The sequence below is a fragment of the Rudanella lutea DSM 19387 genome, from assembly GCF_000383955.1.
In the GTDB taxonomy this organism is placed as follows: domain Bacteria; phylum Bacteroidota; class Bacteroidia; order Cytophagales; family Spirosomataceae; genus Rudanella; species Rudanella lutea.
Map to the genome: position 1 here is coordinate 4,514,353 of NZ_KB913013.1, position 21,111 is coordinate 4,535,463.

13 protein-coding genes and 2 CRISPR repeat arrays (1 of these 15 only partly in view) are annotated in these 21,111 nt (G+C 56.8%); of the genes, 9 read left to right on the plus strand and 4 right to left on the minus strand.

Annotation, left to right across the window (positions count from 1 at the left end):
* The first annotated feature begins 68 nt into the window (after positions 1-68).
* The 4 genes from RUDLU_RS0118715 to RUDLU_RS0118730 all read left to right on the plus strand — a co-directional run bounded on the left by RUDLU_RS0118715 (position 69) and on the right by RUDLU_RS0118730 (position 6,588).
* Positions 69-485: an OsmC family protein gene (locus RUDLU_RS0118715; protein WP_019989946.1), complete on the plus strand. Its 417-nt coding sequence runs from the start codon at positions 69-71 to the stop codon at positions 483-485.
* 212 nt (positions 486-697) lie between these two features.
* Entirely contained in the window at positions 698-1,582 is an 885-nt protein-coding gene (locus RUDLU_RS0118720) for an N-acetylmuramoyl-L-alanine amidase family protein (RefSeq protein WP_019989947.1), read from the plus strand.
* Between the two features lie 77 nt (positions 1,583-1,659).
* Complete coding sequence (locus RUDLU_RS27745) at positions 1,660-5,493, plus strand: DUF7149 domain-containing protein (protein ID WP_019989948.1); 3,834 nt, start codon at positions 1,660-1,662, stop codon at positions 5,491-5,493.
* Between the two features lie 138 nt (positions 5,494-5,631).
* Positions 5,632-6,588 (plus strand): helix-turn-helix transcriptional regulator, encoded by a 957-nt coding sequence (locus RUDLU_RS0118730; RefSeq protein WP_019989949.1) that lies wholly within the window; start codon positions 5,632-5,634, stop codon positions 6,586-6,588.
* A gap of 349 nt (positions 6,589-6,937) precedes the next feature.
* Here RUDLU_RS0118730 and RUDLU_RS0118735 read toward each other — a convergent pair whose 3' ends face one another.
* Entirely contained in the window at positions 6,938-7,483 is a 546-nt protein-coding gene (locus RUDLU_RS0118735; protein ID WP_019989950.1) for a DoxX family membrane protein, read from the minus strand.
* Positions 7,484-7,882: 399 nt separating this feature from the next.
* Here RUDLU_RS0118735 and RUDLU_RS0118745 point away from each other — a divergent pair, with 399 nt between their 5' ends.
* The 3 genes from RUDLU_RS0118745 to RUDLU_RS0118755 all read left to right on the plus strand — a co-directional run bounded on the left by RUDLU_RS0118745 (position 7,883) and on the right by RUDLU_RS0118755 (position 10,312).
* Positions 7,883-8,638 (plus strand): ferritin-like domain-containing protein, encoded by a 756-nt coding sequence (locus RUDLU_RS0118745; RefSeq protein ID WP_019989952.1) that lies wholly within the window; start codon positions 7,883-7,885, stop codon positions 8,636-8,638.
* Between the two features lie 66 nt (positions 8,639-8,704).
* On the plus strand, positions 8,705-9,508 hold the full coding sequence (locus RUDLU_RS0118750; RefSeq protein WP_019989953.1) for a ferritin-like domain-containing protein: 804 nt from the start codon (positions 8,705-8,707) through the stop codon (positions 9,506-9,508).
* A gap of 330 nt (positions 9,509-9,838) precedes the next feature.
* Positions 9,839-10,312 (plus strand): response regulator, encoded by a 474-nt coding sequence (locus RUDLU_RS0118755; RefSeq protein WP_019989954.1) that lies wholly within the window; start codon positions 9,839-9,841, stop codon positions 10,310-10,312.
* 4 nt (positions 10,313-10,316) lie between these two features.
* Here the strand turns inward: RUDLU_RS0118755 and RUDLU_RS0118760 are convergent, their stop codons facing one another.
* Both RUDLU_RS0118760 and RUDLU_RS0118765 read right to left on the minus strand, forming a co-directional pair.
* On the minus strand, positions 10,317-11,093 hold the full coding sequence (locus RUDLU_RS0118760; protein WP_019989955.1) for a response regulator transcription factor: 777 nt from the start codon (positions 11,091-11,093) through the stop codon (positions 10,317-10,319).
* Positions 11,094-11,408: 315 nt separating this feature from the next.
* A complete protein-coding gene (locus RUDLU_RS0118765; RefSeq protein WP_019989956.1) occupies positions 11,409-12,632 on the minus strand; it encodes an acyl-CoA dehydrogenase family protein in 1,224 nt (407 codons plus the stop codon).
* Between the two features lie 173 nt (positions 12,633-12,805).
* On the opposite strand from RUDLU_RS0118765, the gene RUDLU_RS0118770 reads away from it, so the two are divergent.
* Together RUDLU_RS0118770 and RUDLU_RS0118775 are read left to right on the plus strand one after the other, a co-directional pair.
* Positions 12,806-14,197 (plus strand): leucine-rich repeat domain-containing protein, encoded by a 1,392-nt coding sequence (locus RUDLU_RS0118770; RefSeq protein WP_019989957.1) that lies wholly within the window; start codon positions 12,806-12,808, stop codon positions 14,195-14,197.
* A gap of 225 nt (positions 14,198-14,422) precedes the next feature.
* On the plus strand, positions 14,423-17,758 hold the full coding sequence (locus tag RUDLU_RS0118775; protein WP_169578054.1) for a T9SS type A sorting domain-containing protein: 3,336 nt from the start codon (positions 14,423-14,425) through the stop codon (positions 17,756-17,758).
* 176 nt (positions 17,759-17,934) lie between these two features.
* Here RUDLU_RS0118775 and RUDLU_RS0118780 read toward each other — a convergent pair whose 3' ends face one another.
* The gene (locus RUDLU_RS0118780) at positions 17,935-19,533 is read right to left on the minus strand and encodes an NAD(P)/FAD-dependent oxidoreductase (RefSeq protein ID WP_019989959.1); all 1,599 of its coding nucleotides are present in this window, start codon (positions 19,531-19,533) and stop codon (positions 17,935-17,937) included.
* A 157-nt stretch (positions 19,534-19,690) separates the two neighbouring features.
* Positions 19,691-20,021: direct repeats of the CRISPR family, unit length 37 nt.
* Between the two features lie 104 nt (positions 20,022-20,125).
* A CRISPR array of direct repeats spans positions 20,126-21,111; the repeat unit is 37 nt; unit sequence GTTTCAATCCTTCTTATCGTGGATGTTGCTCAGTGAC (it continues 3,053 nt past the right edge of the window).

Consider the following 21,111-nt stretch of genomic DNA (forward strand, 5'->3'; position numbering starts at 1 on the left):
TAAAGGCAGATGGCCTGTTTACTTTTGCGTCATCCAATCAAAACATAAACCAACTTAAGTCGCACATTATGAAAATTACCCGCAACGCATCGGCACACTGGGCCGGCACTGGCAAAGATGGTAAAGGCACGCTGACTACCGCCAGCACAGTGCTGAACCAGACGCAGTACTCGTTTAATACCCGGTTTGAAGATGGTATTGGTACCAACCCCGAAGAGCTTGTAGCCGCTGCTCATGCAGGCTGCTTTGCCATGCAACTGGCGTTTAATATTCAACAGGCGGGTTTTGCCGCCGACACTCTCGATGTGCGCTGCGACATTACGCTCGAAGATGGCGGTATCAGCAGCTCAAAGCTGACCCTCAAGGCGAGCGTGCCCAACCTCGACCAGGCCAAGTTTGACGAATTGGTGGCCCATGCCGAGAAAAACTGCCCAATCTCGAAGCTGTTCAATACCCATATTTCCGTTGATGCTACCCTGGCCTAAGGGTTTACTCAATGGGTAAGCAAAAGCCAATGGACGCCGTGTCTGTTGGCTTTTTTCGTGCCCTGCCGCGAGCTCCGTTGGTTCGATAAAGACCGACCGATTAGTCACTGGCTTGCGCTCCGCAGCCGGAAGCCGTACTTTTGCGGCTTCGTTTGGGTGGCTTTGGGTCTGATTACCAGAGCATCCACCTTCGTTCACAACAAACCACTAATTTGCAGACACTCTTCTTTGCCTTCGTTTGTGCGCTTTGGGCTCTGACCAACCCCGGCCTTCTGACCGGCACAAACCGGTTGCCCGAAACGGCAGCTACCCTCCGCGAACGACCTAAGCCCGCACCAGAGCAGCCCGATAAACGGCGAGGAAAGAACCCGAAAAAATCGGCATCGGCGGCCAAGAAGCAACCGGCTGCGAGCCGCAAGCCGCTGAGCGGAACAGTATATTATCTGGCTTCCGGGCACGGCGGCCCCGACCCCGGTGCTATTGGTCGCTACGGCAAGCACCTGCTCCCCGAGGATGAGTACGCCTACGACGTGACGATCCGGCTGGCCGATTTACTCAGGCAACAGGGGGCTACGGTGTACATGATTGTACACGACCCAAACGACGGTATTCGGAATGAGGCTATCCTTAAAATCGACCGCGATGAGGTGGCTTACCCGCGTCAGCGTATTCCACTCAATCAAAATACCCGGCTCGATCAGACCACCTCGGCCGTAAATCGACTTTATGCCCGGCACAAAGGACGATTCCAGCGGTTTATTACCATTCACGTCGACAGCCGGAGTGTGGGCGAAAAAATCGACGTATTCTTTTATCACCACACCCAAAGTAAGTCGGGGGCGCGGCTGGCCCGGCATATTCACCGGCGGTTTCGGGCCAACTACAAACGCTACCAGCCCGACCGGCCGTACTCGGGCAACGTGTCGGCCCGTAATACGCTGTATGTGGTTAAAAACAGCCACCCGCCCACCGTTTTTATCGAACTGGGCAACATCCAGAACAAGCTCGACCAACGGCGGTTTCTGATTCCGTCGAACCGGCAGGCATTGGCCAACTGGATGATGCAGGGTATTGTGGATGATTTCCGCACGAGGTGATTGAATGGCATGCGGTGGATGATGGCACGCGGATGACACGAATAAAATCTCATCCAATCCGTGTGTAACTTTGTTCCATGAGGCTCCAACCCCGTAAGCCGGCTCAGGCACTGGATAAAGCGTACGCCAAACAAACCATCACCCACCAACACATCGACCGGTTCCGACAGGCCCTGTTGCGGCTGTTGACGCGGCTCGACGAGGGAGAGTCGGAGGTGTACCAGCGGAAAATAATCACCGAGTTTCTGAACGATACGTTTTACAACGCCCACTCAGGGCTGGCTGTGGCTACCCGCGACCAGAACGATCTGGTGATTTATACTGGCCCGACGGCCGAAGCCGCGCCCGGTGTGCTTATGGCGGCCAAGAAAGTGTTTGCCGGAGAGATGATGACTATGTTGAAAAACAATGTCAAGTCGCTCCATGAGCTTATTTTGTACTACTTCGAGGAAGCGGAGCGTCGGCCCGAACGCCCGTTTACGCGGCTGGTCATCACCGACGTGTACAACTGGTTTTTCTTTGCCGAAGCCGATTTTCGGCGGTTTTTCTACCAGAATCCCCGCCTGCGGAAACTCTACCAGATTAAGGGGCAACAGAAAAAAGACAACGCATTTTTCTTCAGTGAGACGGCCCGGATTCTGCGCGAGATGGACGACGAGGTGCCCGTAACCTGGCTCAACCTGCGCGAGCTCGAAAACGCGGCCCGTGCCGATAACCCCGCCGACTGGCTTCCGCTTATTCCAGTCTACAAGCTGTTTTCGCCCGAACACCTGCTCCAGATTCCGCTTACCGACAATGGCGATCTCATCAACGGCCCGTTTGTCGATGAGCTGCTGCATGTGCTGGGCCTCCATCGAACCCTATCGGGTGGAGTCCCCCGGCTCGACCGGCTACCCGAACCCGACCGGCAACCGGGCTCCTGGCTCGAAAACACGATTGGATGCCTGCGCGCTACCGGGGCCCTGACCCACCTGCCCGACCCTAACACCTACGGCCCCGATCCCGAAGGGCAGGAAACCCGCGTTGCTCTCGAACTGCTGTTGACCTGGCTCGGCCGGGTCTTGTTTCTGAAACGGCTCGAAGGGCAGTTGCAAACCTACCACGGCTACAGCCGCGAGGGTCAGTTCCTGACGGCCCGTCAGCTACGCACTTTTGCCGAGTTAGGCGAGCTGTTTTTTGAGGTAATCGCCGTGCCGGTCTCGGAGCGGTCGGCTGGGGTGGTGAGCCGATACGGCCCGGCGGAGGCTATTCCGTACCTGAACAGTGCGCTGTTTGCCCCAACACAGCTCGAACAGGTACTCCCTCTGAGCGCGCTGAACGACCGGCTTACCCTGCCGCTATTTGCCCAAACAAGCCTGAAAACCCCATCGGGCGACCGGCAAACGGGCGAATTGCCCACGCTGACGTATTTGCTGGCTTTTCTGGATAGCTATGACTTTGCAACCGAAGGCGCGGCCACTATTCAGCCCGACAATAAGCCCGCTCTGAACCACACGGCCCTCGGCCTGGTGATCGACCTGTTGAGTAACTCCCGCACCGGAGCCGCGTACACGCCCGGTTGGGTGGCCGAACATACCGTGCGTGAGCCCATTCGGCGGTTGGTGTTGCAGCGGTTCAACGAGCGGTTTGGTCTGCATTGCGCCGACCTGACCGACTTACGGGCTCAGCTTCAGAATATAGAACCGGGCGAAGCCAACGCCCTCATCAATGGTCTGCGCGTGGTAGACCCGGCCGTGGGCGGTGGGCATCTGCTGGTATCGGCTCTGCACGAGCTGATCGCGATCAAAGCCGAGTTGGGTATTCTGACCGACCCGGCCGGGCGGCTGCTGAGCGGCTACGAGGTGGCGGTTGAAGGGGACGATCTGGTGGTCTGGAATACCGACGGTGAGGTGTTTGCGTACCAACCGACAACCGCCCAGAGTCGGCTGCGTACGGGGCAACCCGTAGAGCGTCCGTCGACAAGTCGCCGACGGGCACCGGGAGCCTCCGAAAAGCAACGGGTGCAGGAAACCCTTTTTCACGAAAAGCGGATTTTAATCCAGCACTGCCTGTTTGGGGTCGATGCGGACCCGGTTGCGGTTGAGTTGGCCCGGTTGCGGTTAGCACTCGAATTACTCAAAAGTACCTATTACGTAACCGACGGTAAGGCGGGCTGGTCGCTACCGAACATCCCTAATCTGGATGCAAATCTGAAGGTTGGTAATGCCCTTATCAGCCGATTTGGGCTTGGGTTTCGGGCGGATACGGTGCGTAACGTAAGCCTGCGCGAGAAGTTTACGGGTGCGTTTCGGCAGTACCGGACCGACCGGATGGCTTACCCGACTTGTTGGGAGGAAGCTGAAAAAGCCCAAATAGAAGCCCGAATGGCCGATTTCGAGGCTCTCCTCCCGCAGTTAGCCTTAATCGACGGGAAAGACTATGCCGAGATTCGCGAGCTCGAAACCCGGCGGGCGCAACTCGCTCTCACCTTCGATTTTGTCGAACACGATAACCGGCTGCAAACGCTGGACGCTCAGGTGGCTGCCCGAAAAAAAGCGTTGGCCGATAAACAACGCCCGTACGCACAGGCGGTCGAATGGCGGTTTATGTTTCCCGAAGTGCTCGATGAGGCTGGGGCGTTTGTTGGATTCGATGCGGTGCTGAGCTACCTGCCAATCACCGATCCCGATGAGCCGGCTGGCCGCCGGGCCTTGCTGAGTAAATCGTTTCCGAACACCTACGCGCCGGGTATCGGTGCGTATGCCTTATTTGTGGAACAGAGCCTGAACCTGCTGCGGTCGGGCGGGCAGTTGGCCTGTGTGCTGCCCACCGATTGGATGCGCAGCCCGCACGGTGCTAACCTGCGGCAGTGGCTCAAAACAGGCGTGGCCATCGAACAGGTGACCGACTTGGGCGACGACCCGACCGGGGGCGAACCGGTTTGTGTGCTGAACCTGCGCAAGGCCCCGGCCCACGATAACTTCCGGGTAACTCAACGAAGGGGGGCGCAACGCCAGGCGACCGAAACGCACAGCCGCTCGTTTGTGATTGCGACCCATTCGTTGCCCGACGACGGGTGGCTCCTGTCGGACCCGGCCGGGCAAAACCTGCTCACGCGCATTCGGGAGGCTGGGCAACCGCTCACCGACTATGTGGCCGGTCGGCTGTGGAGCGGTATCAAAACCGGGCTGGACGAAGCCTTTGTGATTGATACCAAGACCCGAAACCGGCTACTGGCCGACGATCCCCGCTCGGCTGAGGTACTGAAACCCGTTGTGTTGCCGCGTAACATCGGGCGGTACATGGTTGACCCACCCGCTCGGTTTCTGATCGCTCTCGAACGGGGGATGACGACGCAGCTACGGGGCGAAAGTGACCCAGAAAGCTGGCTGGCCGAGACCTACCCGGCTGTGCACAACTGGTTAAAACCGTTTGAGGCTAAAGCGCAGGCGCGGGCCAATCAGGGCGTGTTTTGGTGGGAACTCCAGACAGATGCCACCGTCGTGCAGTTTCGGCAACCGTATATTGTGTTCAATCCGGCTCGGTCGGTACCCGCCTTTGCGCTGGCCGATGGCGACGCGTACCCACTCGGCAAAACATTCGTGATCGGGTCGGGCGACCGCTACCTGCTGGCCGTGTTGAACAGCGCAGTAGTGGAGTATTTTCTGCGTATAACGACCCCGGTAACCCATAAAGGCGCCACCCGGCTCCGGCCCGAGCGTTGGGCGCAGATTCCGGTGCCGCCCGCTACGCCCGAACAGCAAGCGCCCATTGTAGCCCTGGTCGATCAGATTCTGTCCTTGCGGGCGGCAGGGAGCAGTACCGAGGGGCTCGAGGCCGACGTATCAATGTTGGTAGGTGCCCTCTACGGCCTGAATTCCGATGAAATGGCCGCTATTCGACCGGCTGATGGGGGAGAAACTATTGGCTAAAAATGCCCCGGAAAACAGGGCGTTTGGGTTTCGGGAGGTGGATAAAATTTCGTAAATTGCCGTATCTGACTATTCCCTTTCAAGAACGCGGCCCCGTTGTACCCGACCGCCGGGACGGGGCCGCGTTCGCCTTTTTCTATGAACCGTCTCCATCGCCTGACTGCCATCCTGATTCACCTGCAAACTAAGCGGGTGGTGCGGGCGCAGGAACTGGCCGACCGTTTCGGCATCAGCCTCCGCACTGTGTACCGCGATGTTCGCTCGCTCGAAGAGGCCGGTGTGCCTATCGGGGCCGAGGCCGGGGTGGGCTATTTCCTGACCGATTATCATTTGCCCCCGGTCATGTTTACCAATGCTGAAGCGGGGGCCCTGGTGTTTGCTGCCAAACTGATTGAAAACTGGGCCGACGAATCGGTACAAACGGCCTTTGACTCGGCCCTGTACAAGATCAAATCGGTGCTCAAACAAACGGATCAGGAGCACCTCGACGAACTGGCTCCGCAGGTGGCCATTCAGAAACCAGTTACGGGCAAGTACCGGGCGGGTGGCTTGCTCAACACCATTCAGCAGGCTATCGGTCGGCAGCACGTGCTCCGAATGCACTATCAGGCGGGTTATACCGATGCCGAAAGCTGGCGCGAAGTGGAGCCCGTGGGCCTGTACCATTACAGCATGGCGTGGCACCTGATTGCCTTTTGCCGACACCGGCAGGATTACCGCGACTTTCGGGTGGATCGGATTCATGAGCTGACCGATACAGGCCAACGGTTTGCCCGTCATGCCCGAATGACCTTACGCCAATACCTCGATCAGATGCATTCTGATATGCCCCTCACCAACGTGACGGTGGTGTTCGACAAGTCGGTGGTACGGTTCCTGAACGACCAACGGCACAGCTGGGGTTTTTCGGAAGAGGAAGACCTCGGCGACCGGGTTCGGATGCACCTCTGTACGCCTTATCTGTGGGGGCTGGCGCGTTGGCTGCTGGCGTTCGGTTCGTCCGTGACGGTAGAGTCGCCCGACGAGCTTCAGGGCATTTTACAACGACTCGCCCGCGATATTCAGGCGCATTACCTTGTAGAGGCCGAGGTGTAGGGCTTTAGGTTTATAGTTTTTGGTTTTGAGTTTATGGGTGTCAGTGTTCCGGTCGATAGTTCTTAGTTTAACGCGAATTATGGAAAATTGCTGACGCGTAGGGCCGCTTCGCTGTTCCGATTCGACAGGCTATCAAACAATCAGTTACGATAAGCTCTATTCGTAATTCACGTTAGTTTGCATACTATGAGTTAGGAGGAATGGAAGCCCTGAACGTCAGCGGACCGGTCTGCTATTTTTATAAATCACCTTATAGTAAGTAGTTCAATATGAGTAGATTATCTGCCTTGTTGGTCGGCCAAAGACTCCAACGCCGGCCACCAGAAACTATAAACCAAAAACCATACACCTACCGGCTCGCATCCGACGGTGCCTTAGCCTGTTTGCGTTCGGCTTCGCGGGCCGCTTTGGGGTCGGCAATGAGTTTGCCACCCCGGACCGTTGCCCCCAAGACAATACCGGCCGAGACCAGCACCCCGTTTTTGATGATGTACTGACCCACGAGCGTCGGCACAAACGGGTATTTCCAGGTCTCGTTGGGGAAAAAAGCAAGCGGCAGAAACGTGCCGATCATTTGCAGAAACAGTAGCCCCAGGGTCAGGCGCATAAACCGTCCTGAAAGTAACCCCAGGCCAATTAGGCATTCCCAAATGGCCAGCATAATCCGGCTGGTATCGGCCGAGAACATCCCAAAACTGAGTTTGTCGATCGTGCGAATGGCGAGGGTTTCGGCTTCGCTCAGGGCCGGGAAAAACTTCTGCCCACCGAACCACAAAAACACAATCCCCAGCGCCAGCCGGAGCATCGTGAGGCCATGACGGGCCATCCAGTTGGCCAGCCGGGAATCCAGCCGGGCTACGGGTGGGTTGGCATTGACAATATCTTTCTCGTGCATGGGGCCGGGTGAATGAGTGAGTTACGGTGCGCCGTATCGGTTGAATTACGGTCTGCCATTGAGTCATTCACCTATTCAACTACCCACCTCTTCATTCATTCCTAAAAAAGGGGCGCGTTTGGCCGAATCCTCATTTTTGAGAATAGGCGGCAGTGCCATTTTTGTGTACGTGTTGGGCATACCGGATGCGCGCGTTTGATTGTGTTAACGTGTTGATAAACAGAAAACTTCTTTCTTTTAAGACGCCCTGTTATGCTGACTTGATCGCTGAGTTAATAACCACCAGCCCGACTATATATCATCGCTTATAAATATTTTCTACGGGCTTAGTAGACTTTTTGGGTAGGGCCGGGTTCTGGCATAAACAGTCCTTTTTCATGCTCAACAACGTCTATTTTTATGAAAAACAACGATCAACTACCGCGCCCGGAAGTCGGGCCGAGTGTACCGGCCATTCCCTCGGTCGAACGGCGGCTTTTTATGCGTCAGCTTGGGCTGGTATCGGCCTCTACGGCGGCTTTTCTGGCCTCCTGCACCCGCGAACCGCTCGTTGACCCACAAACGGGTAAGCGGCAGGCCCGGCTGGGGGCTGAGGTTCTCCCCGACGGAACCGTTGACCTGGGGTCGGGCGATATTGGTATCTCCAATCTGGCGTACACACTCGATCAACTCGAAACGGCCTTTTATGCCACGGCCTTGCAGCGAGCCATGAACGTGACGCCCGAAGACCGCAGAGTACTGGCCGAACTGCACGATCATGAAGTGGCCCACCGCGAATTTTTCAAGACATTTCTGGGCGGTATGGCTATCCCGATGCTCGACTTCGATTTCAGCACGGTCGACTTCAGTAACCGAAATAGTGTATTCGATGCGGCTCAGCAGTTTGAGAATGTGGGAGTGGCCGCTTTCAATGGTACGGGGCCGCTTATTCACGATGTCGAAGTGCTCAAGATTGCCGGCAAAATGGTGTCTATTGAGGCCCGGCACGCAACCCTGGCCCGGCACATGATTGCGCCCAAAACGCCGTTTGCTCTCAGTCATGAGCTGATCGATGCGCAGGGCCGCGATTGGCACCTGACCCCCGGCGAAGTGGTAGCCCGCGCGCAGAAGTACATCAAACAGAAAATCAGCATTGCCAACCTGCCGACGTACTAAGTGAATGCGTGCGGCCCATGGCTGTGAATTGAATTCTGCTGTCAACTTCCTAACAACAAGACATTTATGAATTTATTCAACATACTTTCGGAAATAGAACAACGCGACGCCGAGGCTTACGACAAGTTTATGGTATCGCGCCGTAAATTGTTCAAAACTACAGCCGTAGCCGCTGCCGGGTCGACAGGCCTGCTGGCGGCTACGCTCAACAAGGCCTTTGCCGCCGATGGCGATGTGGCCGATGTGCTCAACTTTGCCCTGCTGCTCGAATACCTCGAAGCGGAGTTTTACGCCATTGGCCTCAACACGCCGGGGCTGATTCCGGCCAATGACCGGAATGTGTTTGCCAGGATTGGTGAGCACGAGCGGCAGCACGTCGATTTTCTGCGGTCGGCACTGGGCAGCAGCGCTATTTCGAAGCCCACGTTTGATTTTACGGCGGGTGGCCAATTCCCGACGGTCTTTAGTAATTACCCGACGTTTCTGGTGCTCTCGCAGGCGTTTGAAGATTTGGGTGTGCGAGCCTACAAAGGGCAGGCGCCCCGGCTCAAAGGAAACCGGGATGTGTTGCTGGCTGCGCTCAAAATTCACTCGGTAGAGGCCCGGCACGCGGGTGAGGTGCGCCTGATTCGGGGGTTACGGGTCTGGACCTCGGAAGGGGAAACCGGGGGGGCTCCCGCAGCCGTGTATATGGGCGAAAGCCCAACCATGCAATGGACGGTCGACCTGCCCCCGGTGGTAGGCCCCCGTTTGATTCAGCGCGAGGGCAACGTGGGGCAAACTGTGGAGCGTGTTGTGCGCGAAGCCTACGACGAGCCACTAACCAAGGAGCAGGTTCTGGCGATTGCCGGGCCGTTTGTGCGCGGGTAGCTCAGTGTTGGACGTTGGACGTTAGACTTACTACCCTTCTGTAGGGAAGCCTAACGTCTAATGTCCAACATCTAACGTCCAGTACTGCGGGTAGCGAGGGCTCTTAAAAAGCTATTGATTGACCCGGTTTTGTTTGTTAGTCCCGGTTCTGTTTTGGGCCGGGACTTTTATCGTATGTGGTTCGGGATGTGCGTGGGCACTCAGAGTGATTCAGGCCAGACAGTTGGTGATGTGCGCTTTTCGACGTATAATCGTACTACGTTAGGGTTCACAGACTGGTCCTATTTACCCACTGCATGACGGCCGGCTTCCGCCCAAACCCATAAAAAAATGAGAAAGTTACCCGGCGACGCATCGCCCCGGACCAATTTCAGGAATGCGCAGCTGTTAATTATCGAAGACGACCCCGATCACGGCCTGATTATCGAAAAGGCAATTCGGCAGTGTCTTCCCGAAGTAAAACCCGTACTGGTCGGGTCGAAAGAAGAAGCCATCGCTCAACTGGAGCAATACACCAGCAGTAGTTGGAAATTGCTTAAACTGATCCTGCTCGATCTGTACCTGCCCGGCCGCGACGATGGCTGGGCCATACTCGAAACAATTAACCAAAAGGCGGCTACACACGGTAAGGTCCCCGTGGTGCTGTTGAGCTATTCAGACAACCCGAGCGATGTGGAACAGGCCTATGACCTGGGGTGCGCATCGTACGTAGTGAAGCCGAGTGGTTACCCCGACTGGATCACTTATTTCGAAACATTCCGAACCTACTGGTGGGAAACCGTAGTGCTGCCGGGTATGCGCTAACTGCCTACCCGATAGCCAATACCGGCTGCGCTACCAGTAACCAGTACCGGCATAGTTGCTCAATGGCCTGCCCAAACAATTTCGGATCGTCAGGAATTTGTACAACCGAATTGGCCCCCAGCGTGTACGGGTGGTCGGGATCATCGTCGGGCGAAGCCAGCCAGATTACGGGGATATTCTGCAATTTCGGGTGGCTCTTGAGCGACCGCAGGGTCAGGCTTCGATCGGCCCGGTTGGTGCGGGCGTCGAGCAAAATGAGCGACGGGTTTTTGTGCATAGGGCGTTGCAGCAAATCGGTAGCCAATGCCCCGCCCAGCTCCACCGACTGAATCTGGCAATGCGGCCCGAACCGCTCAACCCGTTCGCGGGTGAGCAACAGGGCGTTGCCGGTCATCACCACCAGCATACGTAGCGAGGCCACCGCTCGAATACCCGGTGTGGCTACGGGTAGGGTAGCCGTATGGCCGGCCTGATTCAGTAGCTGTTGGCCTACCTCGGTCCACCGTCGGCGACTTACGGGAAGTTCGGCCCCGTCCTGCATCCTGACAAGGCCGGGCATTTTTGGGCGGGGGGGCGGCAACACGGTGGCAATAAAAACCGGGTTGATAAGCACTGTTTTATGCACCCGGATAAACGAAGGCAGCCGCTCTTCGAAGTACGTCAACGGTTTGGCCAGCAGTCGGCGGTCACCATTTCGGAACTGGAGCCAGGTGTAGTTGTTCGCGCCCGAAAAATAGGCGAACAACGAAGGGTGTTCGAGAAGGTCGCTGAGAAATTGCACAGGTGGTCGGGGGCGGAAGTTGGAACAAGAGGAATAGCTAACCGACGGAGCCCGAAAGCCCCGCCGGTTGGCGCTAAGAGGACAACTGTCACTCCGTCTATTCTGTTAGCCGAGCCATACCCAACGGGCCAAAAAGTTTGTCAATGCCCCTGATACTAAGAGAATGAATAATGAACAATGAACAATGAACAGTGAATAATGAATAATGAATAGTGGACAGTGAACAGTGAATGGATAATTGGATTACCTGCTGATAATCAATCGTTTCATTATGCATTTTACACTGTACATTGTGCATTGTTCATTCTCCATTGTTCACTTAAACGCCGGAATTCCCGTGATTTCGGCACCCAGAATGAGCAGGTGAATATCGTGGGTACCCTCGTAGGTTACCACCGATTCGAGGTTCATCAGGTGTCGCATAATCGGGAAGTCGCCCACAATACCCATACCGCCCAGAATCTGCCGGGCTTCGCGCGCCACGCGCAGGGCCATGGCTACGTTGTCGCGCTTGGCCAGTGAAATTTGGGCGGTTGTGGCCCGGTTATCATTTTTGAGCATACCCAGCCGCCAGCATACGAGTTGGGCCTTGGTGATGTCGGTGAGCATTTCGGCCAGTTTTTTCTGCACCAACTGAAACGAGGCAATCGGTTTACTGAACTGCATCCGTTCGAGGGCGTAGCGCCGGGCCGTTTCGTAGCAGTCCATGGCTACACCGATAGCCCCCCAGGCAATGCCGTACCGGGCCTGATCGAGGCACTGAAGCGGGCTGCGAAGGCCCCCTGAGCCGGGCAGGATATTCTCTTTCGGAATGCGTACGTCCTGAAACACCAGCTCGCCCGTGATGCTCGCCCGCAGCGACCATTTGTTGTGAATTTCGGGCGTAGAAAAGCCGTCCATGCCCCGCTCCACAATAAGCCCCCGAATTTTACCCTGCTCGTTTTTGGCCCATACCACGGCAATGTCGGCCAGTGGGGAGTTGGTGATCCACATCTTCGAGCCGTTCAGAATATACGCCGAACTGGTTTCCACAAAGCTTGTTTCCATACCGCCGGGGTTGGAGCCGTGGTTAGCCTCGGTCAGTCCAAAACACCCCAGCAACTCGCCCTTAGCCAGGCGGGGCAGGTATTTCTTTTTTTGTTCTTCGGAGCCAAACGCCCAGATCGGGTACATCACCAGCGAGCTTTGCACCGATACCGTGGAGCGCATACCGGAGTCGCCCCGCTCAATTTCCTGCATCATCAGGCCATACGAAATGTAGTCGAGGCCCCCGCCCCCGTACTCAACCGGGATGGTCGGCCCAAACGCGCCAATCTGTCCAAACTTCGGCACGATGCCCGCCGGAAACTCGGCCTTCTGCGCCTGTTCTTCGATAATGGGCGTGATTTCACGGCTCACAAAGTCGCGAATCGACGACCGGACGAGCTTGTGTTCGGGCGTGAGTAAATCGTCGATGTCATAAAAATCGGGCGACTCTACGGGAGCTACCGACCGGGCAGCGCCGTTGGGGCGGGTGGCGGTTGAGGGGAACGTTTGCATAGCGTGTCAACGAATGATCAATAAAGGTTGTTTGGCAAAAACGGCGTAGAATAATGGGCCGCGCAGTTTGGGCCATGACTGGAAACCCGATGAGCCGGAAAGTTAAAAACTTCAGCAACGGCATGAAATAATAACTATATTTATCGTTGTATTCCTACAAAAACCGTTCGCGTATGAAACCATTGCTGTTTACCTTGTTTTTTATGCTGGCGTGGTGCTCAGTGGCTACCGCTCAGACTCGCATCATCAGCCTGTCCGATACGAGTGGGCACGGGTTGAGCCTTGCCGTGCTGAACCGACAATATCCACCGGTTGAAACCCTGTTTGCGAGCCAGCCCAAAGCCCGGCAAGAGCTTCGGATGCGCGCTATACAGCAATTTAATGGGTTTATCCGGGAGCATAACCTGGCCCAGAAACGGGTGGCCTTTGGTCTGCGCGAATACTATGAACCAACGGGCGAGGCTGCTACGGTGCTTGTGGATTGGCTCGTACCGACACCCGACTCCACCAAAACGCAGATACTCGAAAAACTGGCCCAATACTACCGGACTAAACGGTTTCCGGCAACGGCCTCGACCCGGTTTCGTAACCAGCTGATGCACGTGGGCAACATTCCCGAAAAACGAACGGTACGCACCGGAGCCGGGGTGCTTAGTACAGTGGAGCAGGCCCGGAATACCACCCGCCCCGATACCGTCACGAAGCTTTATTTCAATCAGCTCGAACTCCAGCGCATCCCCGAAGAGGTGTACCGGTTTCCGAACTTGCAGGAACTCGACCTGTCCAGAAACCGGATCAGCAGCTTGCCCGCTCGCCTGACGGCCGACCTTCCGAAACTGCAACGGCTGAGTTTGCTCTACAACGCCCTGCCCGACGATAGTGTGTCGTTTGTTCCGAACAAACACCTCCTGGCGCTCAATCTGCAAGGCAACCGGCTGACCTATGTGCCCGCGAGTGTGCGGCAGAACCGACGGCTCGAAAGCCTCTGGATAGGTAACAACAAGCTCAAAACGGCCGATCTGCGCGGGCTACGCCGACTTACCGATCTGAACCTGTACAATGCGGGGTTGGCCGAGTGCCCGACCTCGCTCACGCGGCTCCGGCGGCTTAAGGTGCTCGATCTGTACTACAATACCCTGACCGAGTTGCCCGCCCGGCTGTCGCGGCTCCGGCGGCTCGAACAGCTGGCCATTTCGCACAATCGGTTGCGGACCTTGCCCGACCGACTCGCCCGCCTGAAACGGTTGCAGGTGCTGTATGCCCACCATAACCAGATCGGTGGCCTGCCCGACCGGTTCAAGCGGTTTCGGAGCCTGCGCCTGCTCGATTTGAGTTACAACTACCTCAGTACCACCCCGCCCGTGCTCGACCGGATGTATTCTCTCGAAGAACTTGACCTGAACAGCAACAACCTCCAGACACTTTCGCCCGGCCTGACCAACCTCCCGAACCTCAAAAAACTGTATCTGCGCAGTAATCCGATTGTCGATGATAAAAGCCGGGTTGGTCTGTTCGCTCAGACTATTCAGCAGCTCGAAGCGAGTAAGGTTGAGGTGTTTCACTAAGCTGGTTTTGGGTGCTAACCTGTTGGTAATCAAATATAAATGAAATATTATTGATGTGAAATTCTGAAAAATTTTCGGCTCAAATTTTTTTCATAAATAATTGATAGTAAGAAGGTTGTGTGTTCGGTTAGTCCAGAATTGACCGTCGCGTCCATGAAAGGCTAAAATATGGTATGGTTTGTGGTAACGGGCAGGGCATTAGAACCTTTCCATACTCAGCCTATCATGAAGTACAATTTTCCACGGTTAACAGCCTTCGTGGTTTATTGTTGCCTGCTTTGCGGATTCGTCTGGCAGGCAGCCCAAGCGCAACGATTAGACACGTTGATGGCCCGCCCGGCTCCGGATATTGTGGTACCTTATCACGAAATCAGACTGGACGGAGCCTTATTTTACCTCGCCGACGACGGCCAAACGGGGTACGAACTCTGGCGCACCGACGGCACCCCGGCCGGTACCCGCCGGGTCAAAGACATTCGGCCCGGCCGGGCGAGCGCCTTTGTTTCAGACTCAACCCACAGCGCCCTGACCGACGCGAACACCCTCAGCCCCGCCAAAGTGAAGGTAGCCCTGCGCGATTTTCGGCCGTTCAGGCACGGGAATCGCCTGTATTTCTGGGCCGACGATGGCGTTACGGGCATTGAACTCTGGCGCACCGATGGCACCGAAGCCGGTACGCAACGGGTCACCGATCTGATTCCGGGCGCACTGAGCAGTGGTACGCAGGCCGATATTCTGTACGGGGGTGGTGGGCGCTACCCCAGCCGGTTTGCGGTCAACGGCCAGAAGTTACTCCTCTGGTCCGACGGGTTGGCCAATTACCTTATCGAGGCCGACGGGGCTACAGGGGCGGTGCGTACGTTCAACGTGCAAAGCAGCCCGTATCTCAGCGTGCAACCCAAGTGGGTGCAGGTAGCCAACAACCGGTTGTTTGTACAAACGGCCTTCGTGAGTAACGGTAAATCGTTTTGTAGCCTGCTCGAAGTAAGCCGCGACTCGGTGCGGAGCATCGTGGTCAACCAGTCGGGTGCCGATGTGTTCGGGCTGGTGTCGGCCGATGATCGTGGTCTTTTGTATAGTATTCAGACCGAAGATGCCCGCAGCCGGTACACCAACCTGTTTCGGCGCGATACCGGTGGCCGAACCCGGCTTATCTGGAGCATCGGTATGCTAAAGCCGACTACCGGCACTCGTACCCAACAGGTGGTAACGATGGGATCGGCGGGGCCGTACGTGCTCCTGCTCCAGACCGATCTGGCCAATGAAAACGGCAAGGGGTATCAGGAGGTGTGGCGACTTGATACCCGCACCGATCGCTACACCCTTGCCCGGCGGTACGACCGCGAACTGAGTGCCGGCCGGTTGTTGCGGAACTCGGAGCTACTGAGCGAGTACGTGGCCGGGCCGGGTGGTATGCTGCTCGTGGGTGCCCGCGCCGACTCAACGGCCGCCACGCCAAGCCGGTTCAGTGTACAGGCGTTCGATCCGGCTACGGCCCGGCTCGTTATGCTCGACGATAGCCTGAACCAATACACCCACCAACCCGTGGGCGGGGTGGGTAAACAGGTTTTTCTGACCCGCAAACGCACTACCGATCGGGTACAGGCGTGGCTCACCGACGGCCTTGTCCGTCAGCCATTGGCCGATCTGGGGCCGTCGACATTTCCTGTGGGGCTCACCCGCACCGAAGCGGGGCTGGTGGCGCCGGTCTACAATGCCGTGCGGCTGGGCAGCCGCGCACTGGGCTACAAACTCGATGTCTGGCAAATTGACTCGACTGCCGCCCGCACCGCCCGCGTGGGGCAGGCCCGGTTCCGGCCGGGCGGGCTGGGTGCGGTGGTTAGCTCAGGCGGGCGGCTGTACGGCTTCGACGGGAATGGGCTTTTGCTGCTTTCGGCCGCAGCTCCCGATTCTATCCGGCCGGTGGCCAGTCTGGTATCGGCCGCCAGTTTGTTCAATACCAACGTGTCTACTCAGGCCGAAACCGTGCATCTGGGCGTCGTAAATGGGCGGGTGCTGGCCCGCCGATTCAGTGGCGGTGTGGCCAATCTGATTGCGTTGAATCCGGGTGCACCCCCACGTCAGTGCCTCATTGGGCTGGGCCCGCAAACGCCTGCTTCGGTAGCCGACAGCCGGGGTAAGCATCTGGCTTACTGTCCACAAAAAGACTCTGTGCTGGTGTTTAAACGCCAACAGCCCGGCTACGGGGGTACACAGGTGGGTGAGGTGACGCAGATTTATTACAAACGTATTCAGTGGTTGCGCGACAGTACTCAGCTATCGGTCGGTTCTACCGATAGTATCCGGTTGGTGAAGCAAACGGGGCTGTACACGCTCTCAGTCCGGGGTGTGGCCGATGGCTGTGTGGCAACGGATAGCTGGCAGATAGCCAACGATGTGCCCCGCGTGTCGATTCTGGTGCAGAACGGCCTGCAAGGTACCGCCCGTGTGATCGAGACCAATCTGGCCGCGCAGGTTACGGGTGGGCTTCCCCGCCCGACCGCCCCTTACTATGCCGGTACTTGGTCGGTGCAAACGGCGGGTGGTGTCGTGAAAGCCATCGGAGCCCAGCAGGAAGTCAACACGGCCAACACAGCCAGTTATCCGAGCACGATCAAGGTGGTGGAGCTGGGCACCTACTCGCTCCGCATTACCGACGCGACCGGTTGCACGGCCGTTGAGTCGGTTGTGCTCGATCAAGCCCTGAAAGAGTTTGTGGTGTCGGCCCGGCTGGTTGAGGGAAAAAATGAGTTTTGCGCGGGCTCGCCCATTGCGTTCGGTTCCGATGTTTCCGGCGGGAAAGCCCCGTATCGGGTGCGTTGGCTCAACCTGGGGCAACCCGTAACCGACATGACCGGGCTGGCACCTACCATCACGGCTACGTATGCCCAAACCGGCATTGCCGCCGACCAGAAAGTGTATCTCCTCGAAGTGACCGACGCCAACGGCCGAACGGCGGTTTCATCCCTGTTGCGGGCGTATGTGTACCCTCGCCCGGCGGCCACGCTCGTAGCGAGCAGTGCGCAGGTGTCGGCTACCCGAACCGCCACACTCACGGCCGGATCGAGCAATTACCCGAACCCTTCGTTTGGGTGGTCGTTCAACGGGAAAACGATGCTTGGGGCTACGGCCAAATCGATCACAGCATCGGCTGCGGGGCTGTATTCGGTAACGGTTGGTTCGGGAACAAGCCAGAATTGCCGGGCCATTCTGAGTACAACACTGACTGATGCCGGTGCCCGTGGCCGAGTGGCAACAACCGCCGAATGGCCCGGCGAGGTAATTCCCGATGCCGATGTGCTGACGGTAATGCCTAATCCGACTGATGGAGTGAGCCGGGTGCAGTTACGGCTGCCGCAGCAACGGCTGCCGCAGCAACCAACCCGGGTGATGGGGGCGGTGTATGCCCCTGATGGCCGAACGCTCCGTACCTGGTCCGCAGAACCGACCTCGACAACCTACGAAACGGAGCTGGACCTGAGTAGTTTGCCCGCGGGCGTTTACATTCTCCGGCTCGAAGCAGGCTCACGGGCCTACACCCGCAAGCTGATTCGGCAGTAAATTCGGGCAGAAGCGCTGACATCTCTCTAAAGTAGTGTGAGTTAGGGCGCGAACCCTTATTTCTCACAACTCATGTTAACCCGGGCTGGCATTCTAAGAGATGACATCTCTCCAAATGAGATGTCATCTCTTAGAATGCCAGCCAACGCGTGTTTCCACGTCGGTGACCAATGGTTTTACGGGCGATACAGTTTCGCCAGCTCTTCGGCGCACCGTTCGCCATCCATCGCAGCCGATACAATGCCCCCGGCGTAACCGGCACCTTCGCCACACGGAAACAGTCGGCGGATTTGGACGTGCTCGCAGGTCTGCCGGTCTCGTGGGATACGCACGGGCGACGAGGTACGACTTTCGATACCGATTAACTGTCCTTCGTTGGACAAATACCCCTTCATTTTGCGGCCAAAGTCGCGCAGACCCGCCCGCAGGGGTTGGGCAATGTGCGCGGGCAGTACCTCGGCCATGTCGGCCGATAGTAAGCCGGGCTGGTACGAGGTCGGCAACAAGGCGGGCGACAGCTTACCGTTGACAAAATCGGCTATCCGCTGGGCCGGGGCCGTTTGGGTCGGAGTTTGGCTACCCCGGCTGGCTACCTGGCAGGCATTCTGTTCCACGGCCTGTTGCAGGGCCAGACCCGCGAGAGGGCCATGCTCGGCATAAGGGGCTAAATCGTGATCGGTAATGGCTACAACCAGCCCGGAGTTGGCAAATTTGGAGTCCCGACGCGAGGGCGACATGCCATTGACCACCAGCTCGCCGGGGGCCGTAGCTGCCGGGACAATAAATCCGCCGGGACACATACAAAACGAAAAAACGCCCCGCTCAACGCCCTCAAACCGGGTTTGGGTCACCAGGCTGTACGATGCTGCCGGGAGGTAATCGCCCCGGCCCTCAGCCTGCGTAGGGAGATGGTATTGCAGGGTGTCGATGAGGGACTGCTGATGCTCGATCCGTACGCCCATCGCAAACGGCTTGGCCTCAATGAGTACGTTGCGCGCGTGCAGCAGATGAAAAATATCGCGGGCTGAGTGGCCGGTAGCCAGAATAACGCCAAGGCCGGACCACTCGCGGCCGTCGTGCGTGACAACGCCCCGCATCTCGCCCCCGTGCAGGATGAGGTCGGTTACTTTGGTGTCGAAATGCACCTCTCCGCCTGCGTTCAGGATCTGCTCGCGCAGGGCGGCCACCACACCCGGCAGTTTATTGGTGCCGATGTGCGGATGGGCGTCTACCAGTATCTGATCGGTTGCGCCGTGGGCCACCAGAATCTCCAGAATCCGGCGGACATCGCCCCGTTTGGTGGCACGGGTGTACAGTTTGCCGTCGGAGTAGGTACCCGCCCCGCCCTCGCCAAAGCAGTAGTTCGACTCGGGGTTGACAATATGGTCTTTGTTGATGGCAGCCAAATCGCGACGACGTGCCCGGACATCGCTGCCTCGTTCCAGAATAATCGGTTTAATCCCCAGCTCAATCAGGCGCAGGGCGGCAAATAAACCGGCTGGCCCTGCCCCGACAATAACGACTGGTTGGGCATTGGTTACGTTGGGGTAGTGCAACCCGTGCTGAAGCAGCGGGGTAGGGGCCTCGCCGACAAACACCTCCGTATCGACATGCACACGTACCTGACGGCCGCGGGCGTCGATAGACTGCCGTTTTTTACGGACTGTAATGTCGGGTGAGTCAGGAAGCCGGAGTTGGCGAAGGGCCTCGGCGCGGAAGGTCGCGTCGGTAAAGGCCTGCTCGGGTGTGAGCGAGAGCGACAGTTGATGAATCATGCTTGCTTGGGGTCAGTTTCTATCTGACAGTAGCACAAAAATACGGCTAAATCGCGGGGGAATCAAGGCTGGTGACGCCCCGTCGGAGTCCGCGTACGTCCATTGGCCAAATGACTAATTTGGTTGCGTTGCGGTTGAATGGATTCTTACTATCGCCGTTTCAATCCTTCTTATCATGGATGTTGGTCAGTGACTGCCCAGACTCGCGTCATTGCAGTCTGGATGCCGAATACATTTCAATCCTTCTTATCGTGGATGTTGGTCAGTGACGGGGGACAGGGGCTGGTTAATCACCACATTGTCGGGCTTCAATCCTTCTTATCATGGATGTAGGTCAGTGACCGGGCCAGAGATGCGGGTTGGAGTGTCGATACGATGTTTCAATCCTTCTTATCGTGGATGTAGGTCAGTGACCAACTGCAGGTGTACCCTCCGCTACACCCCCGCTACGTTTCAATCCTTCCTATCGTGGATGTAGGTCAGTGACCTCTGCCAACGAATCTATTACCTCGGAGCCAACGGTAGTTTCAATCCTTCGTGGATGTTGCTCAGTGACGAACCTTCGTAAAGGCTGACCACCCCCTACCATCATGTTTCAATCCTTCTTATCGTGGATGTTGCTCAGTGACCCGATCAACTGCACTGTCGGGTATGGGTATAGTCCCGTTTCAATCCTTCTTATCGTGGATGTTGCTCAGTGACCACGAACCCGCTGTTTTGAACGCGTTCAGATCAGCGGTGCCCAGTGCAAGTTTCAATCCTTCTTATCGTGGATGTTGCTCAGTGACGATACCGAACGGGGCCAAACTACCCTACCACCGCGAGTTTCAATCCTTCTTATCGTGGATGTTGCTCAGTGACCAGGCAATGAGGCCAGCAGTTTGCCCCGCTCCTTTTGTTTCAATCCTTCTTATCGTGGATGTTGCTCAGTGACTCGATTTAGCGCGTGCTTGGGGGGCTGCTGACAGTGTTTCAATCCTTCTTGTCGTGGATGTTGCTCAGTGACTTGGCCTGATTCGCAATGAAAGCGATTGTCTGGCCACGTTTCAATCCTTCTTATCGTGGATGTTGCTCAGTGACACGCTACTCGAAGCGGCTGAGGGACTACTGGCCTCACCGTTTCAATCCTTCTTATCGTGGATGTTGCACAGTGACGTTGTGCATCACTTTGATAAGCAAAGTTATACGTTTTGGTTTCAATCCTTCTTATCGTGGATGTTGCTCAGTGACCATGATTGAACGCGAGCGCGCCTACATCGGAGCGCTAGTTTCAATCCTTCTTATCGTGGATGTTGCTCAGTGACTTGAGCTGTTGCTTGGAGTTCTTCGGAAACCCAGACCGTTTCAATCCTTCTTATCGTGGATGTTGCTCAGTGACCTGTTACCGGGGCCGCCGTGCCGCCACCTGGGGGCGGTTTCAATCCTTCTTATCGTGGATGTTGCTCAGTGACTCCAGATGGAAACCGCGATAGATTGAGTACATTAGGTTTCAATCCTTCTTATCGTGGATGTTGCTCAGTGACAATTGCGACCTGTTTCAGCACAGGACATTGAGCAGTTGTTTCAATCCTTCTTATT